This is a genomic window from Streptomyces sp. NPDC056948 (genome assembly GCF_042674225.1).
Taxonomy (GTDB): Bacteria; Actinomycetota; Actinomycetes; order Streptomycetales; family Streptomycetaceae; genus Streptomyces; species Streptomyces purpurascens.
Window position 1 is genome coordinate 1 of sequence record NZ_JBHUQX010000168.1, and the last position, 18,505, is coordinate 18,505.

At 70.7% G+C, this 18,505-nt stretch carries 20 protein-coding genes; 6 read left to right on the top strand and 14 right to left on the bottom strand.

Annotation, left to right across the window (positions count from 1 at the left end; genetic code table 11):
• Window positions 1-74: 74 nt before the first annotated feature.
• From ACFTZL_RS22100 to ACFTZL_RS22165, 14 genes are all read right to left on the bottom strand, one after another.
• On the bottom strand, window positions 75-968 hold the full coding sequence (locus ACFTZL_RS22100; protein ID WP_382585367.1) for a 2-hydroxy-3-oxopropionate reductase: 894 nt from the start codon (window positions 966-968) through the stop codon (window positions 75-77).
• Window positions 969-993: 25 nt separating this feature from the next.
• Window positions 994-1,815 carry a TIM barrel protein gene (locus ACFTZL_RS22105; protein WP_382585370.1) on the bottom strand — a complete coding sequence of 274 codons (822 nt, stop codon included), beginning with the start codon at window positions 1,813-1,815 and terminating at the stop codon, window positions 994-996.
• 155 nt (window positions 1,816-1,970) lie between these two features.
• The gene (locus ACFTZL_RS22110) at window positions 1,971-2,705 is read right to left on the bottom strand and encodes a hypothetical protein (protein WP_382585373.1); all 735 of its coding nucleotides are present in this window, start codon (window positions 2,703-2,705) and stop codon (window positions 1,971-1,973) included.
• A gap of 27 nt (window positions 2,706-2,732) precedes the next feature.
• The gene (locus ACFTZL_RS22115) at window positions 2,733-3,215 is read right to left on the bottom strand and encodes a hypothetical protein (RefSeq protein ID WP_382585376.1); all 483 of its coding nucleotides are present in this window, start codon (window positions 3,213-3,215) and stop codon (window positions 2,733-2,735) included.
• On the bottom strand, window positions 3,212-4,489 hold the full coding sequence (locus tag ACFTZL_RS22120) for an MCE family protein (RefSeq protein WP_382585379.1): 1,278 nt from the start codon (window positions 4,487-4,489) through the stop codon (window positions 3,212-3,214). Before ACFTZL_RS22120 ends, ACFTZL_RS22115 begins: the two co-directional genes overlap by 4 nt.
• Complete coding sequence (locus ACFTZL_RS22125; RefSeq protein ID WP_382585382.1) at window positions 4,486-5,760, bottom strand: MCE family protein; 1,275 nt, start codon at window positions 5,758-5,760, stop codon at window positions 4,486-4,488. Before ACFTZL_RS22125 ends, ACFTZL_RS22120 begins: the two co-directional genes overlap by 4 nt.
• On the bottom strand, window positions 5,757-6,884 hold the full coding sequence (locus ACFTZL_RS22130) for an MCE family protein (RefSeq protein WP_382585385.1): 1,128 nt from the start codon (window positions 6,882-6,884) through the stop codon (window positions 5,757-5,759). Before ACFTZL_RS22130 ends, ACFTZL_RS22125 begins: the two co-directional genes overlap by 4 nt.
• The gene (locus ACFTZL_RS22135; protein ID WP_382585417.1) at window positions 6,881-7,861 is read right to left on the bottom strand and encodes an MCE family protein; all 981 of its coding nucleotides are present in this window, start codon (window positions 7,859-7,861) and stop codon (window positions 6,881-6,883) included. Before ACFTZL_RS22135 ends, ACFTZL_RS22130 begins: the two co-directional genes overlap by 4 nt.
• 191 nt (window positions 7,862-8,052) lie before the next feature.
• The gene (locus tag ACFTZL_RS22140; RefSeq protein ID WP_382585388.1) at window positions 8,053-9,099 is read right to left on the bottom strand and encodes an MCE family protein; all 1,047 of its coding nucleotides are present in this window, start codon (window positions 9,097-9,099) and stop codon (window positions 8,053-8,055) included.
• A complete protein-coding gene (locus ACFTZL_RS22145) occupies window positions 9,096-10,343 on the bottom strand; it encodes an MCE family protein (RefSeq protein WP_382585391.1) in 1,248 nt (415 codons plus the stop codon). The genes ACFTZL_RS22140 and ACFTZL_RS22145 overlap by 4 nt, the downstream gene beginning before the upstream one ends.
• Before the next feature lie 5 nt (window positions 10,344-10,348).
• Window positions 10,349-11,164, bottom strand: coding sequence for an MlaE family ABC transporter permease (locus tag ACFTZL_RS22150; RefSeq protein WP_382585393.1), 816 nt, complete (start codon window positions 11,162-11,164; stop codon window positions 10,349-10,351).
• A 3-nt stretch (window positions 11,165-11,167) separates the two neighbouring features.
• The gene (locus ACFTZL_RS22155; protein WP_382496557.1) at window positions 11,168-11,938 is read right to left on the bottom strand and encodes an MlaE family ABC transporter permease; all 771 of its coding nucleotides are present in this window, start codon (window positions 11,936-11,938) and stop codon (window positions 11,168-11,170) included.
• Window positions 11,935-12,873, bottom strand: coding sequence for an ABC transporter ATP-binding protein (locus ACFTZL_RS22160; protein ID WP_382585396.1), 939 nt, complete (start codon window positions 12,871-12,873; stop codon window positions 11,935-11,937). Before ACFTZL_RS22160 ends, ACFTZL_RS22155 begins: the two co-directional genes overlap by 4 nt.
• Before the next feature lie 131 nt (window positions 12,874-13,004).
• Window positions 13,005-14,069 (bottom strand): RNA polymerase sigma factor, encoded by a 1,065-nt coding sequence (locus tag ACFTZL_RS22165; protein ID WP_382585399.1) that lies wholly within the window; start codon window positions 14,067-14,069, stop codon window positions 13,005-13,007.
• Window positions 14,070-14,337: 268 nt separating this feature from the next.
• Between ACFTZL_RS22165 and ACFTZL_RS22170 the strand changes: the two genes are divergently transcribed.
• From ACFTZL_RS22170 to ACFTZL_RS22195, 6 genes are all read left to right on the top strand, one after another.
• The gene (locus ACFTZL_RS22170; protein ID WP_184588829.1) at window positions 14,338-14,589 is read left to right on the top strand and encodes a hypothetical protein; all 252 of its coding nucleotides are present in this window, start codon (window positions 14,338-14,340) and stop codon (window positions 14,587-14,589) included.
• Window positions 14,586-14,951, top strand: coding sequence for a helix-turn-helix domain-containing protein (locus ACFTZL_RS22175; protein WP_382585402.1), 366 nt, complete (start codon window positions 14,586-14,588; stop codon window positions 14,949-14,951). Before ACFTZL_RS22170 ends, ACFTZL_RS22175 begins: the two co-directional genes overlap by 4 nt.
• Before the next feature lie 149 nt (window positions 14,952-15,100).
• Entirely contained in the window at window positions 15,101-15,610 is a 510-nt protein-coding gene (gene uraD, locus ACFTZL_RS22180; RefSeq protein ID WP_382585405.1) for a 2-oxo-4-hydroxy-4-carboxy-5-ureidoimidazoline decarboxylase, read from the top strand.
• Window positions 15,611-15,617: 7 nt separating this feature from the next.
• Complete coding sequence (uraH, locus tag ACFTZL_RS22185) at window positions 15,618-16,022, top strand: hydroxyisourate hydrolase (protein WP_382585408.1); 405 nt, start codon at window positions 15,618-15,620, stop codon at window positions 16,020-16,022.
• Window positions 16,023-16,028: 6 nt separating this feature from the next.
• A complete protein-coding gene (pucL, locus tag ACFTZL_RS22190) occupies window positions 16,029-16,952 on the top strand; it encodes a factor-independent urate hydroxylase (RefSeq protein WP_382585411.1) in 924 nt (307 codons plus the stop codon).
• Between the two features lie 108 nt (window positions 16,953-17,060).
• Window positions 17,061-18,440, top strand: coding sequence for an 8-oxoguanine deaminase (locus ACFTZL_RS22195; RefSeq protein ID WP_382585414.1), 1,380 nt, complete (start codon window positions 17,061-17,063; stop codon window positions 18,438-18,440).
• The last annotated feature ends 65 nt before the right edge of the window (window positions 18,441-18,505 follow it).

Below are 18,505 nucleotides of genomic sequence, written 5' to 3' on the forward strand. Positions count from 1 at the left end.
CGACAGGACTGGTGTCAGCGGCGGCGCCGCCCGGGGTCTGGGGGACCCCCGGGGCTACGAGGGTCAAAAGGGGGTCAGAGCTGTGCGCCGGACAGCCGCTCCACGGCCCGCAGCAGCGCCGAGTGGTCCAGGCCGCCGTCGCCCTGCGCGCGCAGGCTCGCGACGAGCTGGGCGACCACGGCGCCGACGGGCAGGGCCGCGCCGACGGTGCGGGCGGCGTCCGTGACGATGCCCATGTCCTTGTGGTGCAGGTCGATACGGAAGCCCGGCTTGAAGTCCCGACCGAGGAAGTTGTCCTTCTTGCGGGTCAGCACCGTCGAGCCGGCGAGTCCGCCGTTCAGGACGTCCAGGGCCGCCTTCAGGTCCACGCCGGACTTCTCCAGGAAGACCACGGCCTCGGCGCACGCCTGGATGTTCACGGCGACGATCAGCTGGTTGGCGGCCTTCACGGTCTGGCCGGAGCCGTGCGGACCGCACAGCACGATGGTCTTGCCGAGCGCGTCGAGGATCGGCTTCGCGGTGTCGAAGTCGGTCTGCTCGCCGCCGACCATGATGGACAGCACGGCCTCGATGGCGCCGGCCTCGCCACCGGACACCGGGGCGTCCAGGACGCGGATGCCCTTGTCCTTCGCGGCCTTCGCCAGGTCGATCGAGGTCTGCGGCGTGATCGAGGACATGTCGATCAGCAGGGCGCCGGACCTGACGTTCTCCAGGATGCCGTCGGGGCCGTAGGAGATGGCCTCGACCTGGGGGGAGGCCGGAACCATCGTGATGACGACGTCGGCGTCCTTCACGGCCTCGGCGATGGAGGGGGCGGCGGTGCCGCCCGCGGCCGCGAGCCGGTCCAGCTTGTCCTGCTCCAGGGTGAAGCCGGTGACCTGGTAACCCGCCTTGATCAGGTTCTCGGACATGGGGGAGCCCATGATGCCGAGGCCGATCCAAGCGACCTTGGGAAGTGCGTTGCTCATGATGGGGTGCCTTTCGGTGCGGGGGTCAGCGGGGCAGCCAGTCGAAGGCCTCGGCGCTCGGGCGGTCGCCCGGCTTGTACTCGAGGCCGACCCAGCCGTCGTAGCCCGCCTTCCGCAGCCGGTCGAGGAGGTCTTCGAGGGGCAGTGAGCCCGTCCCGGGGGCGCCACGGCCGGGGTTGTCGGCGATCTGGACGTGACCGGTCTTCGCGGCGAACCGCTCGATCACCGACGGGAGGTCCTCGCCGTTCATGGACAGGTGGTAGAGGTCCATCAGGAACCGCGCGTTGCCCAGGCCGGTCGCACTGTTGACCTTGTCGACGACGTCCACGGCCGCCGGGGCGGAGACCAGCGGGTACAGCGGTGACTCGGGCTGGTTCAGCGCCTCGATCAGCAGGATCGCGCCGATCCGGTCCGCTGCCCGGGCCGCCAGGGTCAGGTTCTCCAGCGCGAGCGCGTCCTGCTCGGCCGGATCCACGCCCTCGACGCGGTTGCCGTACAGGGCGTTGAGGGCCGTGCAGCCCAGGGAGGCGGCGAAGTCGGCGGCCACGTCGATGTTGGCGCGGAACCGCTCCGACTCCTCGCCGGGAACCGACAGGGCGCCGCGGTCCGGGCCCGGGAGCTGTCCGGCGTAGAAGTTCAGGCCGGTGAGCCGGACGCCCGCGTCCTCGATCGCCCGCTTCAGGGCGTCGAGCTCGGACCGCTCCGGGACGGGCGAGTCGACCCAGGGCCACCACAGCTCGACCGCGGTGAAGCCGGCCGCGGCGGCGGCCGCGGGACGCTCCAGGAGGGGGAGCTCCGTGAAGAGGATCGACAGGTTGACGTTGAAGCGCTGCTCGGCGAATCCCATGGGGTCGGCGCTCCCTTCCGTACTGGCTGGATATTCCGTATTGCGGAAGTCGAATTCTGCTTAATGGAAGATTGCCTGGGGTGGGGAGAGCTGTCAAGAGTGAACGCACAAAAGTGCCCCCGCGCGGATGCGCGGGGGCAGGCTGCGGGGGCTGATCAGAGTGCGTCCACGGCGCCCACCTTCCAGCCGTCCGCGGTGTGGTTCATCGTCATGCGCACCCGGTTCAGATCCAGGCGCGAGCCCGACACCTGGGTGCTCTCCGTGACCTGGTTGACGAAGAGCAGCACCCTGACCTTGTCGGGCGAGGCCGACACGACGGAGGCCGTGGCGACGGTCGCCCTGACCACCGCGTGGTACTTCTTCGCGGCCGGTCCGACCACGCCGGCCGTGGTCTTCCGGTACTGGTCACTGAACTTTCCGGTCAGCAGGCCGCGGGCCCGGCCGAAGTCGCGGTCCAGACGCCGGTAGTCGTACGACAGCACGACCGGCGCCGTCTTCCGCGCGGCCGCGAGCGCCTCGCCCCTGGCCTCCTGAGCCTGCCGGCCCTCTTGGTACTGCCATCCCACTACGCCGAGCGCGACCAGCCCCGCCACCAGCAGGACACCCAGCAGCGCTACGAGCGGCCGGGGCGGCCGTCGTACGGCCGGGCTCTCCTCCTCGTCGTCGTCCCGTTCCGGTTCGACCGACGGCTCGGGAGGGTCCTCCCAACCGTCCTTGGGGGCCTTCACCAGCACCGTGCGCCCGGAGGGCCGTTCCTCGGTGTGCTCGGCGGCCGCGTCGACGGAGCCGGTGGCGCGCTCCGCGCGCTTGGCCGCCGCGCGGGCGGCCGCGGTCAGGGCCCGGCGGCCGGTGGGGCCGGCGGTGCGGTTCCGGGTGGTCGGGTTCGTCATGGTCGTACTCCTCACTGGCGGTGCGTGTCAGCCGACGAACTCGACGTCCGAGGTCAGCCAGCGGCCGCCGCGGTGCACCAGGTCGAGCTGCAGCCGGTAGGTGCGCGCCTCGCCCCTGGGCACGGCGGTGTTGGTCACCTCGCTGTCGGCGACCACCAGGACGCGGGCCGAGCGCTCGTCGGAACGGACGATGCCCGCCTCCAGGACCTGCCCCTCGGAGACGGACTTGTTCCGGCCGACCAGTTCGGTGAGCTGCTCGGTCTGCGCGGCGAACTGCTTCTTGAAGTCGCCGGTGGCGCCCTCGAGCACGTTGGCGCTGTCCCGGCCGTAGTGCCGGTAGTCGAGCGAGGTGAAGTTGAGCGCCGACCGGCGGGCCGCGGCGAGGACGTCCTGGCGCCGCTGCTCTGCCTCGCGCTGCCCGGCGAGCGCGAAACCCAGCCAGAGCGCCGACGCGGTGGTGAGGACGGTCGCCACGACGAGTGCCGCCGCCACCGCCCTGGAGTGCCTCATGCCAGAGGTCCGACGAGCAGCCATTGCCACGACTCCTTTCCGAAAACGGCCTGCTGGCCGCCCGTCGAGCCGATCTCGACGTTCCTTCCGTCCGGGCCGGTGGTGGTGCCGGTCTCCGGGTCGTACGGCGTGACGTACGCCGACTGGTTCGCGCCACCGGACGTGGCTGGTGCCCCCGGGGCGTTCTGCGCGCCCCGCACCGAGGACTGACTGCCGCGCGGGAGCGTGCAGCGCGCGTCGGTGTCGGCCGCGCGCCTGCTCGTGTCGGCGGGGTCGCGGCGTGCGGTGCCGTACCCCTGGGTGCAGGCGGGCGGGTCGTCGGCGTTCACCACCAGGCCGAAGTGGGTGGTGCCGTCGCCGGGGACGACCGTGTGGCTGCCCGCGACCATCACCGGGAAGGTGACCAGGGTCTGCTCCACGCCGGGCAGCCGGGCCAGAGTGACCTGGCCGCCGCTGATCAGGTTGGCGAGCAGGACCGACAGCCGCGGTGAGAGGCCCTTCAGCAGCGAGTTGACCTCCTGGGCGGCCGGAGTGGCGTTGCCGATCACCTTGCGGAGGTCGCCGTCGCTCGCCTTAAGCTGCGCGGTGAGTGCCGCCAGATCGTGCGCGAACGACTTGATGGACGAGCCCTGGTCGGCCTGCGTCTTGAGGACCGTGCGGGAGTCCTCGATCAGGCCGATCGTCTCGGGCAGTGCGCCGGACGCCGACTCCACGAGCGCGTTGCCCGAGTCCACCAGACGGCTCAGATGCGGGCCGGTACCGGCGAAGGCCTCGCCCAACTCGTCGACGGTGACCCGCAGATCGCCCTTGTCGACGGAGTTCACCAGCCGGTCCAGGCTGAGGACGAGATCCGTCGTGGGCAGCGGCACACGCGTGTGCTCGCGCGGGATGGCGCCGCCGTCCAGGAGGTACGGGCCGTGGGTGGTGCGCGGCTGCAGGTCGACGTACTGCTCGCCGATCGCGGAACGGTTCCCCACCACCGCGAGGGTGTCGGTGGGGATGCGCGGCGCCCCGTCGTCGATGTCGAGGGCGACCGAGACGCCCCCGGAGCCCGTGAGCCGCAGGGTGCCGACCCGGCCCACCGGCACGCCCCGGTAGGTGACCTCGGCGCCGGGGAAGATGCCCCCGGAGCCGGCGAAGTCGGCCCGCACGGTGTAGCCGCGGTCGAGGACCTCGTCCACCAGGCCGGTGTACTCGGCGCCGACGTACGACACCCCGACGGCGGTGACGGTGGCGAACGCGATGAGCTGGGCTTTGACCGTACGGGTGATCACGGCTGCACCCCCTTCAGCATCAGCTCGGCGAGATCGAGGTCGATACCGTGCGGCCGGCCGTCCTCGGTGGTGTGGCCGGCGGTGCACACCGGCGGGCACAGCAGGTCGCCGCCGTCGGAGGGGGCCGAGGGCGGGCCGCTCGGGGTGCCCGGCAGCGCGGTGGGCGTGGGGACGCTCGGGACGTCCGGCACCTCGGGTACGTCCGGCAGGTCGGGGGTATCGGGGATGCCTGGTTTCCCGGGCTTCCCGCCGCCGGAGTCGTCGGGCCGGTCCGTCAGGTTGCCGTAGAGGCCCGCGAAGTCGAGGTCGGCGGTCAGATGGAGGTTGACGTAGTCCCCCTTGATGGCGTCCACGGCGTTGCGCGGGAACGGATAGGTGGTCAGCAGCTCGAGGGAGTCGGGCAGATCGCTGCCCGCCTTGTTGAGCTGCCGGAGGATCGGCCGCAGCCGCTCGAGGTCGGCGACCGTGTCGTCGTGCGAGGCGTTGACCACCTTCGTGCCCGTCCTGCCCAGCTTGGACAGGGCGGTGAGCATCCGCGTCAGATCGCGGCGCTGGTCGGCCAGGACCTTCAGGGCGGGCGGCGTCTCGTCGACGGCCTCGGCGATGGTCTTCTTCTCCTTGCCGAGCCGCTTGGCGAGCCGGTCGACGGCCTTGAGGGCGCGGACGATGTCCGCGCGCTGGTCGTCCAGGCCGCCGAGGAAGGTGTTCAGCTCCTTCAGCAGGGACCTGACCCGGTTCTCCCGGCCCTTCAGGGCCTTGTTCAGCTCCACGGTGATCGTCTTGAGATGGGCCACTCCACCGCCGTTGAGGAGCGCGGACAGCGCGGACAGCACCTCCTCGATCTCCGGGTTGCGGCCGCTGCGGGACAGCGGGACGAGGCCGCCGTCGCCGAGCCGGCCCACGGGGGCGGTGCCGGGCGGGGCGGACAGGGAGACGTACTTCTCGCCGAGCATGCTGGTCTGCCGCAGTTCCGCGACGGCGTTGGCGGGCAGCTTCACCGAGTCGGCGACGCGCAGCCGCACGCGCGCGTGCCAGCCGTCCAGCTCGACCTTCTCGACCGCGCCGACGGTGACGTCGTTGACCTTCACGGCCGACTGCGGCACCAGATCGAGCACGTCACGGAACTCGACGGTGACGTGGTAGGCGTGGCCGTCCGCGGCGGCTCCGCCGGGCAGCCGGACGTCGTACCAGCCGTTGAACTCGCAGCCGGACAGCAGCAGCGAGCCGACGGCGGCCCAGGCGAGCGCCCCGCCCTTGCGCATCCCGCTCATGCGCTCGCCCCCAGGATGCCGCCGAGCGTCCGGTCGACCGTGCCGGTCACCGCGGGGCCCCGCGGCACTTCGGGCAGGGAGGCGAAGAGTTTCTTCAGCTCCGCGCAGTCGGGGTTCTTGCCGCCCTCGTCGCCCGTCGTCCGCAGCAGCGAGCACAGCATCGACGCCGGGTCCTGGGCCTGGTCGGCGTTGTTGCGGGTGTCGAGGGTGCCGGAGCCCGGGTTGTAGGCGTTGTTCAGGTTCGACATGCCCGTGGGTGCGACCTCCAACAGCTCCTCCAAGGCGGCCCGTTGGGTGACGAGCACCTTGGTGACCTTGCTCAGGCCCCGCACGTTCGAGTTCAGGGACTTCTTGTTCCGCTGCACGAAGACGGACACGTCGCCGAGCGCCGTCCCGAGACTCTTCAGCGCCGCCGCGAGGTCCTTCCGCTCACCCGCGAGTTGCTCGGCGGCCTTGGCGAGGCTGGTGTTGAACGACCGCACGCTCTTGTCGTCGGCGGCCAGCGCCGCCGTGAACACCTGGAGGTTGCGCACCGTGCCGAACAGGTCCGTACGGCCGTCGGACAGGGTGGTCACCGCCTCCGACAGATCCTCCACGGTCTGGTTGAGGTTCTTGCCCTGGCCGTCGAGGTTGTCCGCGCTCACCCCGAGCAGCCGGGACAGGGCGCCGTCCTTGTCGGCGCCGTCGGGGCCGAGCGCCTCGGCGGTGGTGTGCAGGCTGTCGAAGATCCGGTCCAGTTCGACCGGTACGGCCGTGCGCGACTCGGGGATGACGTCCCCTTCCCGCAGCGCCGGGCCTTTGCGGTACACCGGCAGCAGTTGCACATAACGGTCGCTGACCACCGAGGAGTTGATGATCGCGGCCTGCGCGTCCGCCGGAACCTTGCGTCCGGAGTCGTACTCCAGCTCCACCCGCACCCGCTTCCCCTCCGGCGTGATCTTCTTGACCTCGCCGATGCGCACGCCGAGGACGCGGACGTCCGAGCCGGGGTAGATGCCGATCGTGCGCGGGAAGTACGCGGTGACGCGCACGGGTTCGGGCCGCGGCCACAGCACACAGGTGAGGGCGGCGACGGCGGCCAGGGCGGTGAGCAGGGCCGCGCCCTTCTTCCACGGGTTGTTCACTGCGCACCTCCCGTCCGCGGCACCACCGGAGCGGCGACGAGGTTCTGCACGTAGGAGTCGAACCAGCGGCCGTTGCCGAGGGTGTTGGTGAAGAGCCGGACGTACGGAGCGAGCAGCTTCACGCTGCGGTCCAGGCTGGACTGGTTGCGTTCGAGCATCTCCACCACACGGTTCAGGCCCTTGAGGGCGGGCCCGATCTCCTTCTCGTTGTCCTCGACCAGGCCGGAGAGTTCGACGCCGAGCGCGGCCGAACTCTTCAGCAGGTTGTGAATGGCCGTACGGCGCTTGCTGATCTCCTTGAAGAGCTTGTCGCCGTCCTTCACCAGGGCGGTGAAGTCCTCGGAGCGCTCGGCCAGGACACCGGTGACGCCGCTTGCGTGGTCCAGCAGCTCTTTGAGCGCCTTGTCGCGCGAGGCCACCGTCCGGGAGATCCGCGACAGGCCCTTGAGGGACGCCCGGACCTCGGAGGGCGAGTCCTCGAAGGTGGTGGAGATGGTGTCCAGCGCCTTCGCCAGCCGGTCGGTGTCGACCTCCTCGGTGGTGGTGGTGAGGTCGCTGAACGCCTGCACGACGTCGTACGCCGGCACCGTGCGCTTCAGCGGGATCTCGCTGCCCGCCTGCAACTGGCCCGGCCCCTTGGGGTGCAGCGCGAGGTACTTCGCGCCGAGGATCGTCTTGACCCGGATCGACGCGCCGGTCTCGGAGCCGAACCGCGGCTCGCCCTTGATCTTGAAGGTGGCCTTGACGTGGTCGCCGTCCAGGTCGACCTCCTCGACCTTGCCGACCTTCACGCCGGCGATCCGCACCTCGTCGCCGGGCTTGAGACCGCCCGCCTCCGAGAAGGCGGCGCTGTACGTCTCGCCGTCGCCGATCAGCGGCAGGCGGTCGGCGTTGAACGCGGCCACCGCCAGCAGCGCGAGCACGGTGAGGCCGATCGCGCCGATGACGACGGCGTTGCGCTCACGGAACGGAACCATGCGCGGCCGGCGCAACCGGATGCGGGGGAGCCGGATCCGGGGCGGCTCGATGCGCACCTTGATCAGTGGCTCCGGGCGGCGCGGGCGGGGCTTTCGGCGTGGCAGGGGCCCGATCCTCGGCAGCCGTATCCTCGGCAGCCTCGGCGGTTCGATGCGCACCTTGATCAGCGGCTCCGGGCGGTGCTTACGGCTCATGACCCGCACCTCGCCCTCGCCACATGCAGATCGGGGGAGAGCACCTGCTTCGTCTTCGGCAGCACGATCCGGCCGTCGAAGTCGCACAGGTAGAAGTTGAACCAGGAGCCGTAGGACGCCGTCCCGGTCAGCTCCTCGAGCTTGTTCGGCAGCCGCTTCAAGACGCCCTCCACGGTCTTCTCGTTGTCGTTCAGCGTTCCGGTGAGATCGGTCAGCTCGGCGATGTCGTCCTTCAGCGGCGGCCGGGCGTCCTTCAGCAGCCCCGAGGTGGCCTTCGTCAGGCCGCCGATGCTCACCAGCGACTGCCCGATCGGCTTGCGGTCGGCGGACAGCCCCGAGATCACCCGCCGAAGTTGTTTGAGCAGCCCGGAGAAACGGCCACCGCGCTTGTCGAGCTGCGCCAGCACGGTGTTGAGGTTGTCGATCACCGAGCCGATCAGCTTGTCCCGTCCGGCCAGCGTCGTGGTGAGTGAAGCGGTGTGCGCGAGGAGGCTGTTGACGGTGCCGCCCTCGCCCTGGAGCGTCTTGATGATCTCGGTGGCGAGCTGGTTGACGTCCTGCGGGCTCAGCGCGGCGAACAGCGGCTTGAAGCCGTTCAGCAGCGCGTTGAGGTCCAGCGCCGGCTGGGTGCGGGACAGCGGGATCGTCGCGCCGGGCCGCAGCGGGGTGCCGTCGCCCGTTCCCTCGGTCAGCGCGACGTACCGCTGCCCGACCAGGTTGCGGTAGCGGATGACCGCGCCCGTGCCGGACAGCAGCGGCCGGTCCGTGCTCACCGTGAAGCTGACCTCGGCCAGCGTCCGGTCCTTGATCCGGACCCCCGCGACCTCGCCGACCCGCACCCCGGCCACGCGGATGTCGTCGCCCTCCTCCAGGCCGGTGACATCGCTGAACACCGCGCGGTAGGTGTCCTTCGGGGTGAAGGAGATGTTCACGATGGTGGCGGCGAGCAGGGCCGTCGCCAGGATCGTGACCAGCGCGAAGAGGCTGAACTTGATGAGGGGAGCGGCGGTCTGCCGGGCGCCTCGGGCCTTCGTACGGCTCATGCGACGCTCACCGCCGTCCCGCGCGCCATCGGCCCGAACAGCAGTGTCGCGACCGGTGGCACCTCGTCGGCGGGCACGCCGAGCACGGGCGCCACGAGCGAGCCGACGGCCCGCTGCTCGGCCCGCGTGGCGGAGACACCGAGCGGACCCGAGGACGAACCCGCCGAACCCGCCTTCCTGGAGCCGTCGTCCAGATGGGCGCCGGGCGCCGGCACCGGAGGATGCGGCAGATCACGGCAGTGGGGCCCCGACCGCTCGCCGTAGTGCGGCTCCTCGCCGGGCTCGTACGCCCCTCGCGGCCGTACGACCTCCAGCGTGATGTGCATCTTGCCGCCCCGGAACGCCTGCTCGGAGGCTTCCTCCTGGCGGACCAGGCCGGCCAGCAGGCACGGATACTCGGGGGAGTAGCGGGCGAACAGCTCCAGCGTCGGGCGGGAGACCCGGCCGAGGGTGATCAGCCGGTCCCCGTTGGTGTCGAGGAAGTCCTCCGTGGTGCCCGCGACGGTGGCCGTGGACTTCAGCGCCGCCGCCAACCGGTCCTTCTGTTCGACGATCGTGCGGCTGGTGGTGACGGAGTTGCGCAGGATGTCCATCAGGTCGGGCGCCGCGTCGCCGTAGATCTCGGCGACCTCGGCGAAGCGGGCGATGTCCTCCGTGAGGGACGGCAGATGCGGGTTGAGGCGGCGCAGGTAGTCCTCCAGGCGCGTGAGGTTGTCGCCCATCCGGTCGCCGCGGCCTTCGAGGGCGGTGGCGAAGGCGGAGAGGGTGGCGTTGAGCTTGGCGGGCTGCACGGTGCGCAGCAGGGGCAGCAGATCGTTCATCAGCTGCTGGAGTTCGATGCCGACGCGGGTGCGGTCCTGGGAGATGACGTCCCCGGCGCGGATCGGGCGAGCCGAGGAGCGCGCGGGTGCGACCAGGTCGACGTACTTCTCGCCGAACAGCGTCTTCGGCAACAGCAGCGCGTGCACGTCGGAGGGGATGGATTCCACGTACTCCGGCTTGAGCGCGATGTCGAGCCGAGCCTTCCCGCCGTCCGCGTGCACGTCGCGCACCTCGCCGACCAGCAGCCCGCGCAGCTTGACGTCGGCCCGCGGATCGAGCTGGTTGCCCAGGCTGTCGGCCTCCAGCGTGATCCGCACGACCGGCGTGAACGCCTGCCGGTAGACGGCGACGGACAGCGCCAGCAGCAGCGCGAGCACGGCGAGGAACACCACGCCGTACAACCGAAGTCTCAGCACCCTCATACGGTTCACCCCGCGATCCGAACGGTCGTGTTGGCGCCCCAGATCGCCAACGACAGGAAGAAGTCCACGACGTTGATCGCCACGATCGAGGTGCGCACCGCACGCCCCACCGCGACGCCGACGCCCGCCGGGCCGCCGCTCGCGTAGTAGCCGTAGAAGCAGTGCACCAGGATGATCAGGACGGCGAAGACGAGCACCTTGCCGAAGGACCACAGCACGTCGACCGGCGGCAGGTACTGCTGGAAGTAGTGGTCGTAGGTGCCCGCCGACTGGCCGTAGTAGCCGGTGGTGATGGTGCGGGCGGCCAGGTAGGAGGAGAGCAGGCCGACTACGTACAGCGGGATCACGGCCACGAACCCGGCGATCATCCTCGTGGTCACCAGGAAGGGCAGCGAGGGCACGCCCATGACCTCGAGGGCGTCGGTCTCCTCGCTGATCCGCATCGCGCCGAGCTGGGCCGTGAACCCGGCGCCGACGGTCGCGGACAGCGCGAGGCCGGCCACCAGCGGTGCGATCTCCCGGGTGTTGAAGTAGGCCGAGAGGAACGCCACGAAGTTGGAGGTGCCGAGCTGGTTGAGCGCGGCGTAGCCCTGGAGGCCCACCTCCGTGCCGGTGAAGAACGACAGGAAGGCGATGATGCCGACCGTGCCGCCCAGGACGGCGAGGGCGCCGCGGCCGAAGCTCACCTCGGCGAGCAGCCGCAGGATCTCCTTCTTGTAGCGGCGCACGGTGCGGCCGGTCCACGCGAGCGAGCGGCCGTAGAAGGAGAGCTGGGTGCCCAACGCCTCCAGGGAGCGCAGGGGTCTGTCGAGAAGTCTCATCGGCTAACCCCTCTGCGGGACGACCTGGAAGTACACCGCGGTCATCACGAAGTTCGTCACGAAAAGCAACATGAAGGTGATCACCACCGACTGGTTCACGGCGTCGCCCACACCCTTCGGGCCGCCCTTCGCGGTGAGTCCCTTGTAGGAGGCGACGATCGCGGCGATCGCCCCGAAGACGAGCGCCTTGATCTCGGCCGCCCACAGGTCGGAGAGCTGGGCGAGCGTGGTGAAGGAGGCGAGGTAGGCGCCCGGAGTGCCGTTCTGCAGCACGACGTTGAAGAAGTAGCCGCCCGCCACGCCGACCACCGACACCAGACCGTTGAGCAGCACCGCGACCAGCATCGACGCGAGCACGCGGGGGACGACCAGCCGGTGGATCGGGTCGATGCCGAGCACCTGCATCGCGTCGATCTCCTCGCGGATCTTCCGCGCCCCGAGGTCCGCGCAGATCGCCGTGCCGCCGGCGCCCGCGATCAGCAGCGCCGTGACGATCGGCGAGGCCTCCCGCAGCACGGCGAGCACGGACGCGGCCCCGGAGAAGGACTGCGCGCCGAGCTGCCGGGTCAGGCTGCCGATCTGCAGGGCGATGACCGCGCCGAAGGGGATGGACACCAGGGCGGTCGGCATGATGGTGACGCTCGCGACGAACCATGCCTGCTGGATGAACTCCCGAGCCTGGAACGGCCGTCGGGGGATCGTCCGCACCACGTCCAGCGTCATCGCGAACAGCGCCCCGGAGTGCCGCAGCGCCCCGGTCGGTGACAGGCTCATACGTCCGCCACCGCCTTCCGGCGCCGCAGCTCCGCCTCCCGCTCCGCGATCGCGTCCCAGCGGGGTGGCCGGAGGATGCCCGGACCCGGCAGCAGGCGAGGAGTCAGAGCCTGGCCCCCGCCGCGCTCGCCGTCACCGAGGGCGGCGAGCTCCTGCTCGACCTGCGCCGCGTCCTTCTCCTCCGCCATGCCGATCGGGCCCTGCATACGGCCGTTCAGGAATTGCCGTACGACGGGCTCGTCGCTGGTCAGCAGCTCCTCGCGGGGCCCGAACATCACCAGCTCGCGGCGGAACAGCAGCCCGATGTTGTCCGGCACCTGGCGGGCCGAGGCGATGTCGTGGGTGACGATCAGGAAGGTCGCGTCGATCTGCGCGTTGAGGTCGACGATGAGCTGGTTGAGGTAGGCCACGCGGACCGGGTCGAGACCGGAGTCCGGCTCGTCGAAGAGGATGACCTCCGGGTCGAGGACCAGGGCGCGGGCGAGACCGGCCCGTTTGCGCATGCCGCCCGAGATCTCGCCGGGCAGCTTCTCCTCGGCGCCGAGGAGCCCGACCATCTCCATCTTCTCCCGCACGATGCGCCGGATCTCGCTCTCGGACTTACGGGTGTGCTCGCGCAGCGGGAAGGCGATGTTGTCGTAGAGGTTCATGGAGCCGAACAGGGCGCCGTCCTGGAACAGCACGCCGAAGAGCTTGCGCACCTCGTACAGCTCGTGCTCCCGGAGCTTCGTGATGTCCCGGCCCTGGATCGTGATCGAGCCGCGCTCCGGTTTCAGCAGGCCCACGAGCGTCTTGAGGAAGACCGACTTGCCCGTCCCCGAGGGGCCGAGCATGACCGACACCTCCCCGGCGGGCAGCGTCAGCGAGACGTCCCGCCAGATGACCTGGTGACCGAAGGACTTGGTCAGCCCTTCCACACAGATCTCGACACCCATCCGGTCCACCCTTCAGCCCGCGGAGCAGCTTCGACATCTGCTCTACGGGGAGGGGCGGGGCGTCCGTCGCTGGAGTGGCGGATTTTTTTCGGACGGGTTGCCGGGGTGTACGGCAGGGAGGTCGCGGGTGCCTACGGGAGGGCGGTCGGGGTGGCGACCGGAAGGGAGGCGGACGGTACGACGGTGACGTCCGGCAGCGTCGGAACGGCGGACTCGACGGGCCGGTCAGGGGGCTCCGGGGTCTCCGGCAGCTCGGGGACGCCGGCCACCCGCGGCACCTCTGGGGCCGACAGCGCGGGCAGCGGCGACACCGGGACCTTCGGGACCTCCGGGACTCCCGGGAGCTTCGTGGCTTCCGGGAGTGACGGGACGGACAGCGGCAGGACCGATTCGCCCGCCGGGGACTCCCCTGTCCTCCGGTCGGCCGCGTCATCCGTGGGCCGGATGCCCTGAGCCGCGGCGCCCCCGCCGCTCCCCTCGGGCCGCAGCGTCTCCGTGCCCGCGCCGGGCGAGGCGACGGCGGGCCGCGGGGCCGTACCGCCCTCGCTCCCGCCGCCGTCAAGGGCGTACGGCAGCACGAACCCGGCCACCACCAGGGTCGCCGCCGTCGACGTCACCGCCACGGCGTGGGCCTTGCCGAGCGGCCGGGGGCGGCCCCACCCGATCAGGAACAGGGCGAAGCCGAGGGTCGCGGCCAGCGTGTGGCGCATGGTCCGCCGGGCCCGGGCCAGCAGCGACTCAACGGTCCGGTAGCTCAGCCCCATCCGCACGGCGACCTGGCCGACGTCGAGGTCCTGCGACCTCAGCCGGAGCGCCTCGGCCTGGCGTGCGGGCAGCTCGCCGCTGCGCACGGCCAGCCAGTTCGCCTCGGCCCGGTCGCACACCGCCTCCTCGACGGGGACCGGGCCGGGGGCGATCAGCGTCGGGCTGGTGCGGACCTCGGCCTCCCGGTTCACCTGCCGGTAGCGGTCGACGCACAGCCGCATCGTCACGGTCGTCAGCCATGCCGCGAGCCGCTCGTCGTCCAGACCGGGACGTTCGGCGGCCCGCAGCATCGCCTCGTGCACCGCGTCCTCGGCGTCCTCCGCGCTCATCGACCTGCGCCGGGCCACCTTGAGCAGCTGCTCCCGGTGACTCCACATGCGCTGCCAACGCTCGTCGGCCGTGTCCGCCTCCGCAGGCATGTCTGTCGCCATGAAGGCCCCTTCGCTCTCATCCCACCGGGTGTCGCCGTCCGGCGGGGGGCGACATTACCGCCGAGTATCGGAGGTTGTGGAGGGGGCGGAGGTCATCGAGTCCGCCCCGTTATTGACCGGGCGGGGGCGTGCCGTGGCGGGTCGGGAGCGCCCCCAAGGGGGGCGGGGAACTGCGCGACGAGCCACAACGACGCCGCAGACGCGCGACGGCACAAACTGCACCTCCATCGCGAGTCTCCGAGCGGAGCGCCTGGGTTAGGTTGACCCCGTGCGATTGAGAGTGGAGTTCACGACCGAGCCCTTCGACCTGGACGAGGCACCCGCGCACGCGCTGGTGGCCCGCGAGGTCGTGGAGGCCGCCGAGCTGGACGCCGTGGACGTCGGCCCGTTCGGCAACACCGCCGAGGGCGGTGCCGACGCGGTGCTCACCGCCGTGGACGCCCTGCTCCGCAAGGCCCTGGAGGCCGGTGCCACCCGGATCTCGCTCCAGGTCAACGTGGCCGAGGAGGGTGAGGCATGAGCGGCGCGGGGGACGAGCCGTTCATCGCGGCCGTGAAGCCCCTGGTGGACGCCATGGGCGGCGAGATGATCCCGCCGGACGAGGCAGGCCCCGACGACGTCGTCCTCTCCTGGGAGGGCAGCGACGCCGTCGCCGTACGGCTGCCGCAGCTCGCCGACTCCCTCGATCACATCCTCGCCGCGATGGAGCGCCGCAAGGGCCCGTTGGCCGACCTGGACCGCAAGGCGAAGCAGGAGGTCGTGCGGATACTCGAGGCGCGCGGCGCCTTCTCCGTACGGCACGGGGTGGAGACCGTGGCGAGCGCCCTGGGCGTCAGCCGCTTCACCGTCTACAACTACCTCAACCGCGAGAAGGGGGCCTGACCGGCCTCCGTATCCGCCTCCGTATCCTCACCCGCCTCCGTATCCCCGTCGCGAATTTTCAACAAACTGTTGACGTGTCGTCGCGGGAGGGCGTTAGCTAGCGGCACGCCCGTTCAGCACGAAGGCCGTATCCGGCCACGGAGGCTCCCGTGACTTCCACTTCCACGCCGCCGGGCCTGGCCCGGTTCAACACCGTCGAGGAGCACGCGGCCTACACCGCGCTCCACGAGGCGTGCGCCTCCACGGCGTGGGCGAAGCGACTGCTCACCGCCCGCCCCTACGCCACCCCCGAGGACCTGTACGCCGCGAGCGACGCCGCCATGGCGGAACTGACGGCCACGGACCTGGCGGAGGCGATGGCCGGCCACCCGCCCATCGGCCGCCCCAAGGCCGGTGACCCCACCTCGGCCCGGGAGCAGCGCGGCATGTCCGGCGCCTCCGACGCACTCAAGGCGGAGATGCTCGAACTGAACCTCGCCTATCAGGAGAGGTTCGGCCATGTCTTCCTGATCTGCGCCACCGGCCGGACCGGCGAGCAGCTGCGCGACGCGGTCAGGGAACGGATCGGCAACCCGCCGGAGCGGGAGCGGGAGATCGTCCGCACCGAACTGGGGAAGATCAACCGCATCCGTCTGGCCCGACTCGTCGAAGAGGACTGACAGCAGCATGAGCACCTCCGCCACCGCGTCCGTGTCCACCCACATCCTGGACACCAGCGTCGGCCGCCCCGCCGAGGGCGTCGCCGTCCAGCTCTCCGCCCGCTCCGGGCGCGGGGCGGACTGGCAGGCGCTCGGCGGCTCCGCGACCGACGCGGACGGCCGGTGCAAGGACCTCCCGGCCCTGCCGGAGGGGACCACCCACGTACGGCTCGACTTCGCGGTGGAGCCGTACCTCGAAGAATCTGCGAAGAAGCAAGCCGATGCGCAGCAGGACGCCCCCGCGAATCGGGACAGCGGCGCCGGTGTGTTCTTCCCGGAGGTGGCGATCACGTTCGCCGTCGTACCGGGCGAGCACTACCACGTACCGCTGCTGCTCAACCCGTTCGGCTACTCCGTATACCGAGGGAGCTAGCTAGAGATGCCCACGATCCTGGGACAGAACCAGTACGGCAAGGCCGAGAACCGAGTCGTCAAGATCACGCGGGACGGCGCCACCCACCACATCAAGGACCTGAACGTGTCCGTGTCGCTGAGCGGCGACATGGAGGAGGTCCACTACTCCGGCTCCAACGCCAACGTCCTCCCCACCGACACCACCAAGAACACGGTGTACGCGTTCGCCAAGGAGCACGGCATAGAGTCGGCCGAACAGTTCGGCATCCACCTCGCCCGGCACTTCGTGACCTCGCAGGAGCCGATCAAGACGGCCCGTATCCGCATCGAGGAGTACACCTGGGAGCGGATCGAGGCCGCCGACGCCAACTCGCGGTTCATCGGCGCCGACGAGGTCAAGCACTCCTTCGTCCGCAAGGGCCAGGAGACACGGCTCACGCAGATCACGTACGACGGCTCGTCGTGGGAGGTGATCTCCGGTCTGAAGGACCTCGTCGTGATGAACTCGACCAACTCCGAGTTCTGGGGCTACGTCAAGGACAAGTACACGACGCTGAAGGAGGCCTACGACCGCATCCTGGCCACCCAGGTCTCCGGCCGCTGGCGCTTCAACTGGACCGACGACGACCAGCGCATGCCCCACTGGGAGAAGTCCTACGAGCAGACCAGGAAGCACATGCTCCAGGCCTTCGCCGAGACGTACTCGCTGTCGCTCCAGCAGACCCTGTACCAAATGGGTTCGCGGATCATCGACAACCGCGGCGAGATCGACGAGGTCCGCTTCTCCCTGCCGAACAAGCACCACTTCCTGGTCGACCTGGAGCCGTTCGGGCTGAAGAACGACAATGAGGTGTACTTCGCCGCCGACCGCCCCTACGGCCTGATCGAGGCGACGATCCTGCGGGACGGCTGCGAGCCGCGCATCCCCGTGGATCTCACCAATCTCTGACGTTCCCTCTTTCGGCACCCGTGGCCGGGGAACCTGTCTCTCCGGCCACGGCACTCAAACAACCGGGGTCCTGCCGTGCCCACTCCACATCAGCGCAAAGGACGAACCATGGCAGCAGACCGGCGCATCGTCATCGAGAACTGCGCGATCGCGACCGTCGACGCGAAGGACACCGAGTACGCCTCCGGGTACGTCGTCCTCGCCGGCAACCGCATCGAGTCGCTCGGCGCGGGCACCGCCCCCGAGGGCCTGGAGAACGTCGTACGCCGCATCGACGCCTCCGGTCACCTCGTGACCCCCGGCCTGGTCAACACCCACCACCACTTCTACCAGTGGATCACCCGCGGCCTGGCCACGGACCACAACCTCTTCGACTGGCTGGTCGCGCTGTACCCGGTCTGGGCGCGCATCGACGAGCCGATGGTGCGCGCGGCGGCCCAGGGCTCGCTCGCGGTGATGGCCCGCGGTGGCGTCACCACCGCCATGGACCACCACTACGTCTTCCCGCAGGGCTCCGGCGACCTGTCCGGCGCGATCATCGGCGCCGCCCGCGACATGGGCGTCCGCTTCACCCTCGCGCGCGGCTCCATGGACCGCAGCGAGAAGGACGGCGGCCTGCCCCCGGACTTCGCCGTCGAGACCCTGGACGGCGCGCTGGCCGCGACCGAGGAGACCGTCCGGCAGCACCACGACTCCTCCTTCGACGCCATGACCCAGGTCGCCGTCGCGCCCTGCTCGCCCTTCTCCGTCTCCACCGAACTGCTGCGGGACGGGGCCCAGCTCGCCCGCCGCCTCGGCGTACGGCTCCACACCCACGGCTCGGAGACCGTGGAGGAGGAGAAGTTCTGCCACGAACTGTTCGGCATGGGCCCGACCGACTACTTCGAGTCCACCGGCTGGCTCGGCGAGGACGTGTGGATGGCGCACTGCGTCCACATGAACGACTCCGACATCGCCGCCTTCGCCCGGACCAGGACGGGCGTCGCGCACTGCCCCTCCTCCAACGCCCGCCTCGCGGCCGGTATCGCCCGTGTCCCGGACATGCTCGCGGCCGGCGTCCCGGTCGGCCTCGGCGTCGACGGCACCGCCTCGAACGAGTCCGGCGAACTCCACACCGAGCTGCGCAACGCCCTCCTCATCAACCGCCTCGGCCCGCGCAAGGAAGCCGCCCTGAACGCCCGTCAGGCCCTGCGCCTGGGCACCTACGGCGGTGCCCAGGTCCTGGGCCGGGCGGCGGAGACCGGCTCCCTGGAACCGGGCAAGCTCGCCGACCTGGTCCTGTGGAAGCTGGACACGGTCGCCCACGCCTCCATCGCCGACCCCGTGACCGCCCTGGTCTTCGGCGCGGCGGCCCCGGTCACCGCGTCCTTCGTCGACGGCCGGCAGATCGTCGAGGACGGGCGGCTGCTCACGGCCGACGAGGACGCCATCGCCCGCTCCACGCGGGACGAGGCCCAGCGGCTGGCGAGGATCGCCGCGCAGGGCTGAACACACCGATGACTCCGGCCGGGAGGGACGGCTCCCGGCCGGTGGCCGTGGACCCGAGCGGGGAC

What these genes read in the sequence shown, in the direction of transcription:
- ACFTZL_RS22100 (WP_382585367.1), bottom strand. Translation starts at nt 968, where the DNA reads ATGAGCAACGCACTTCCCAAGGTCGCTTGGATCGGCCTCGGCATCATG.
- ACFTZL_RS22105 (WP_382585370.1), bottom strand. Translation starts at nt 1,815, where the DNA reads ATGGGATTCGCCGAGCAGCGCTTCAACGTCAACCTGTCGATCCTCTTC.
- ACFTZL_RS22110 (WP_382585373.1), bottom strand. Translation starts at nt 2,705, where the DNA reads ATGACGAACCCGACCACCCGGAACCGCACCGCCGGCCCCACCGGCCGC.
- ACFTZL_RS22115 (WP_382585376.1), bottom strand. Translation starts at nt 3,215, where the DNA reads ATGAGGCACTCCAGGGCGGTGGCGGCGGCACTCGTCGTGGCGACCGTC.
- ACFTZL_RS22125 (WP_382585382.1), bottom strand. Translation starts at nt 5,760, where the DNA reads ATGAGCGGGATGCGCAAGGGCGGGGCGCTCGCCTGGGCCGCCGTCGGC.
- ACFTZL_RS22135 (WP_382585417.1), bottom strand. Translation starts at nt 7,861, where the DNA reads ATGGTTCCGTTCCGTGAGCGCAACGCCGTCGTCATCGGCGCGATCGGC.
- ACFTZL_RS22140 (WP_382585388.1), bottom strand. Translation starts at nt 9,099, where the DNA reads ATGAGCCGTACGAAGGCCCGAGGCGCCCGGCAGACCGCCGCTCCCCTC.
- ACFTZL_RS22145 (WP_382585391.1), bottom strand. Translation starts at nt 10,343, where the DNA reads ATGAGGGTGCTGAGACTTCGGTTGTACGGCGTGGTGTTCCTCGCCGTG.
- ACFTZL_RS22150 (WP_382585393.1), bottom strand. Translation starts at nt 11,164, where the DNA reads ATGAGACTTCTCGACAGACCCCTGCGCTCCCTGGAGGCGTTGGGCACC.
- ACFTZL_RS22155 (WP_382496557.1), bottom strand. Translation starts at nt 11,938, where the DNA reads ATGAGCCTGTCACCGACCGGGGCGCTGCGGCACTCCGGGGCGCTGTTC.
- ACFTZL_RS22160 (WP_382585396.1), bottom strand. Translation starts at nt 12,873, where the DNA reads ATGGGTGTCGAGATCTGTGTGGAAGGGCTGACCAAGTCCTTCGGTCAC.
- ACFTZL_RS22165 (WP_382585399.1), bottom strand. Translation starts at nt 14,069, where the DNA reads ATGGCGACAGACATGCCTGCGGAGGCGGACACGGCCGACGAGCGTTGG.
- ACFTZL_RS22175 (WP_382585402.1), top strand. Translation starts at nt 14,586, where the DNA reads ATGAGCGGCGCGGGGGACGAGCCGTTCATCGCGGCCGTGAAGCCCCTG.
- uraH (WP_382585408.1), top strand. Translation starts at nt 15,618, where the DNA reads ATGAGCACCTCCGCCACCGCGTCCGTGTCCACCCACATCCTGGACACC.
- pucL (WP_382585411.1), top strand. Translation starts at nt 16,029, where the DNA reads ATGCCCACGATCCTGGGACAGAACCAGTACGGCAAGGCCGAGAACCGA.
- ACFTZL_RS22195 (WP_382585414.1), top strand. Translation starts at nt 17,061, where the DNA reads ATGGCAGCAGACCGGCGCATCGTCATCGAGAACTGCGCGATCGCGACC.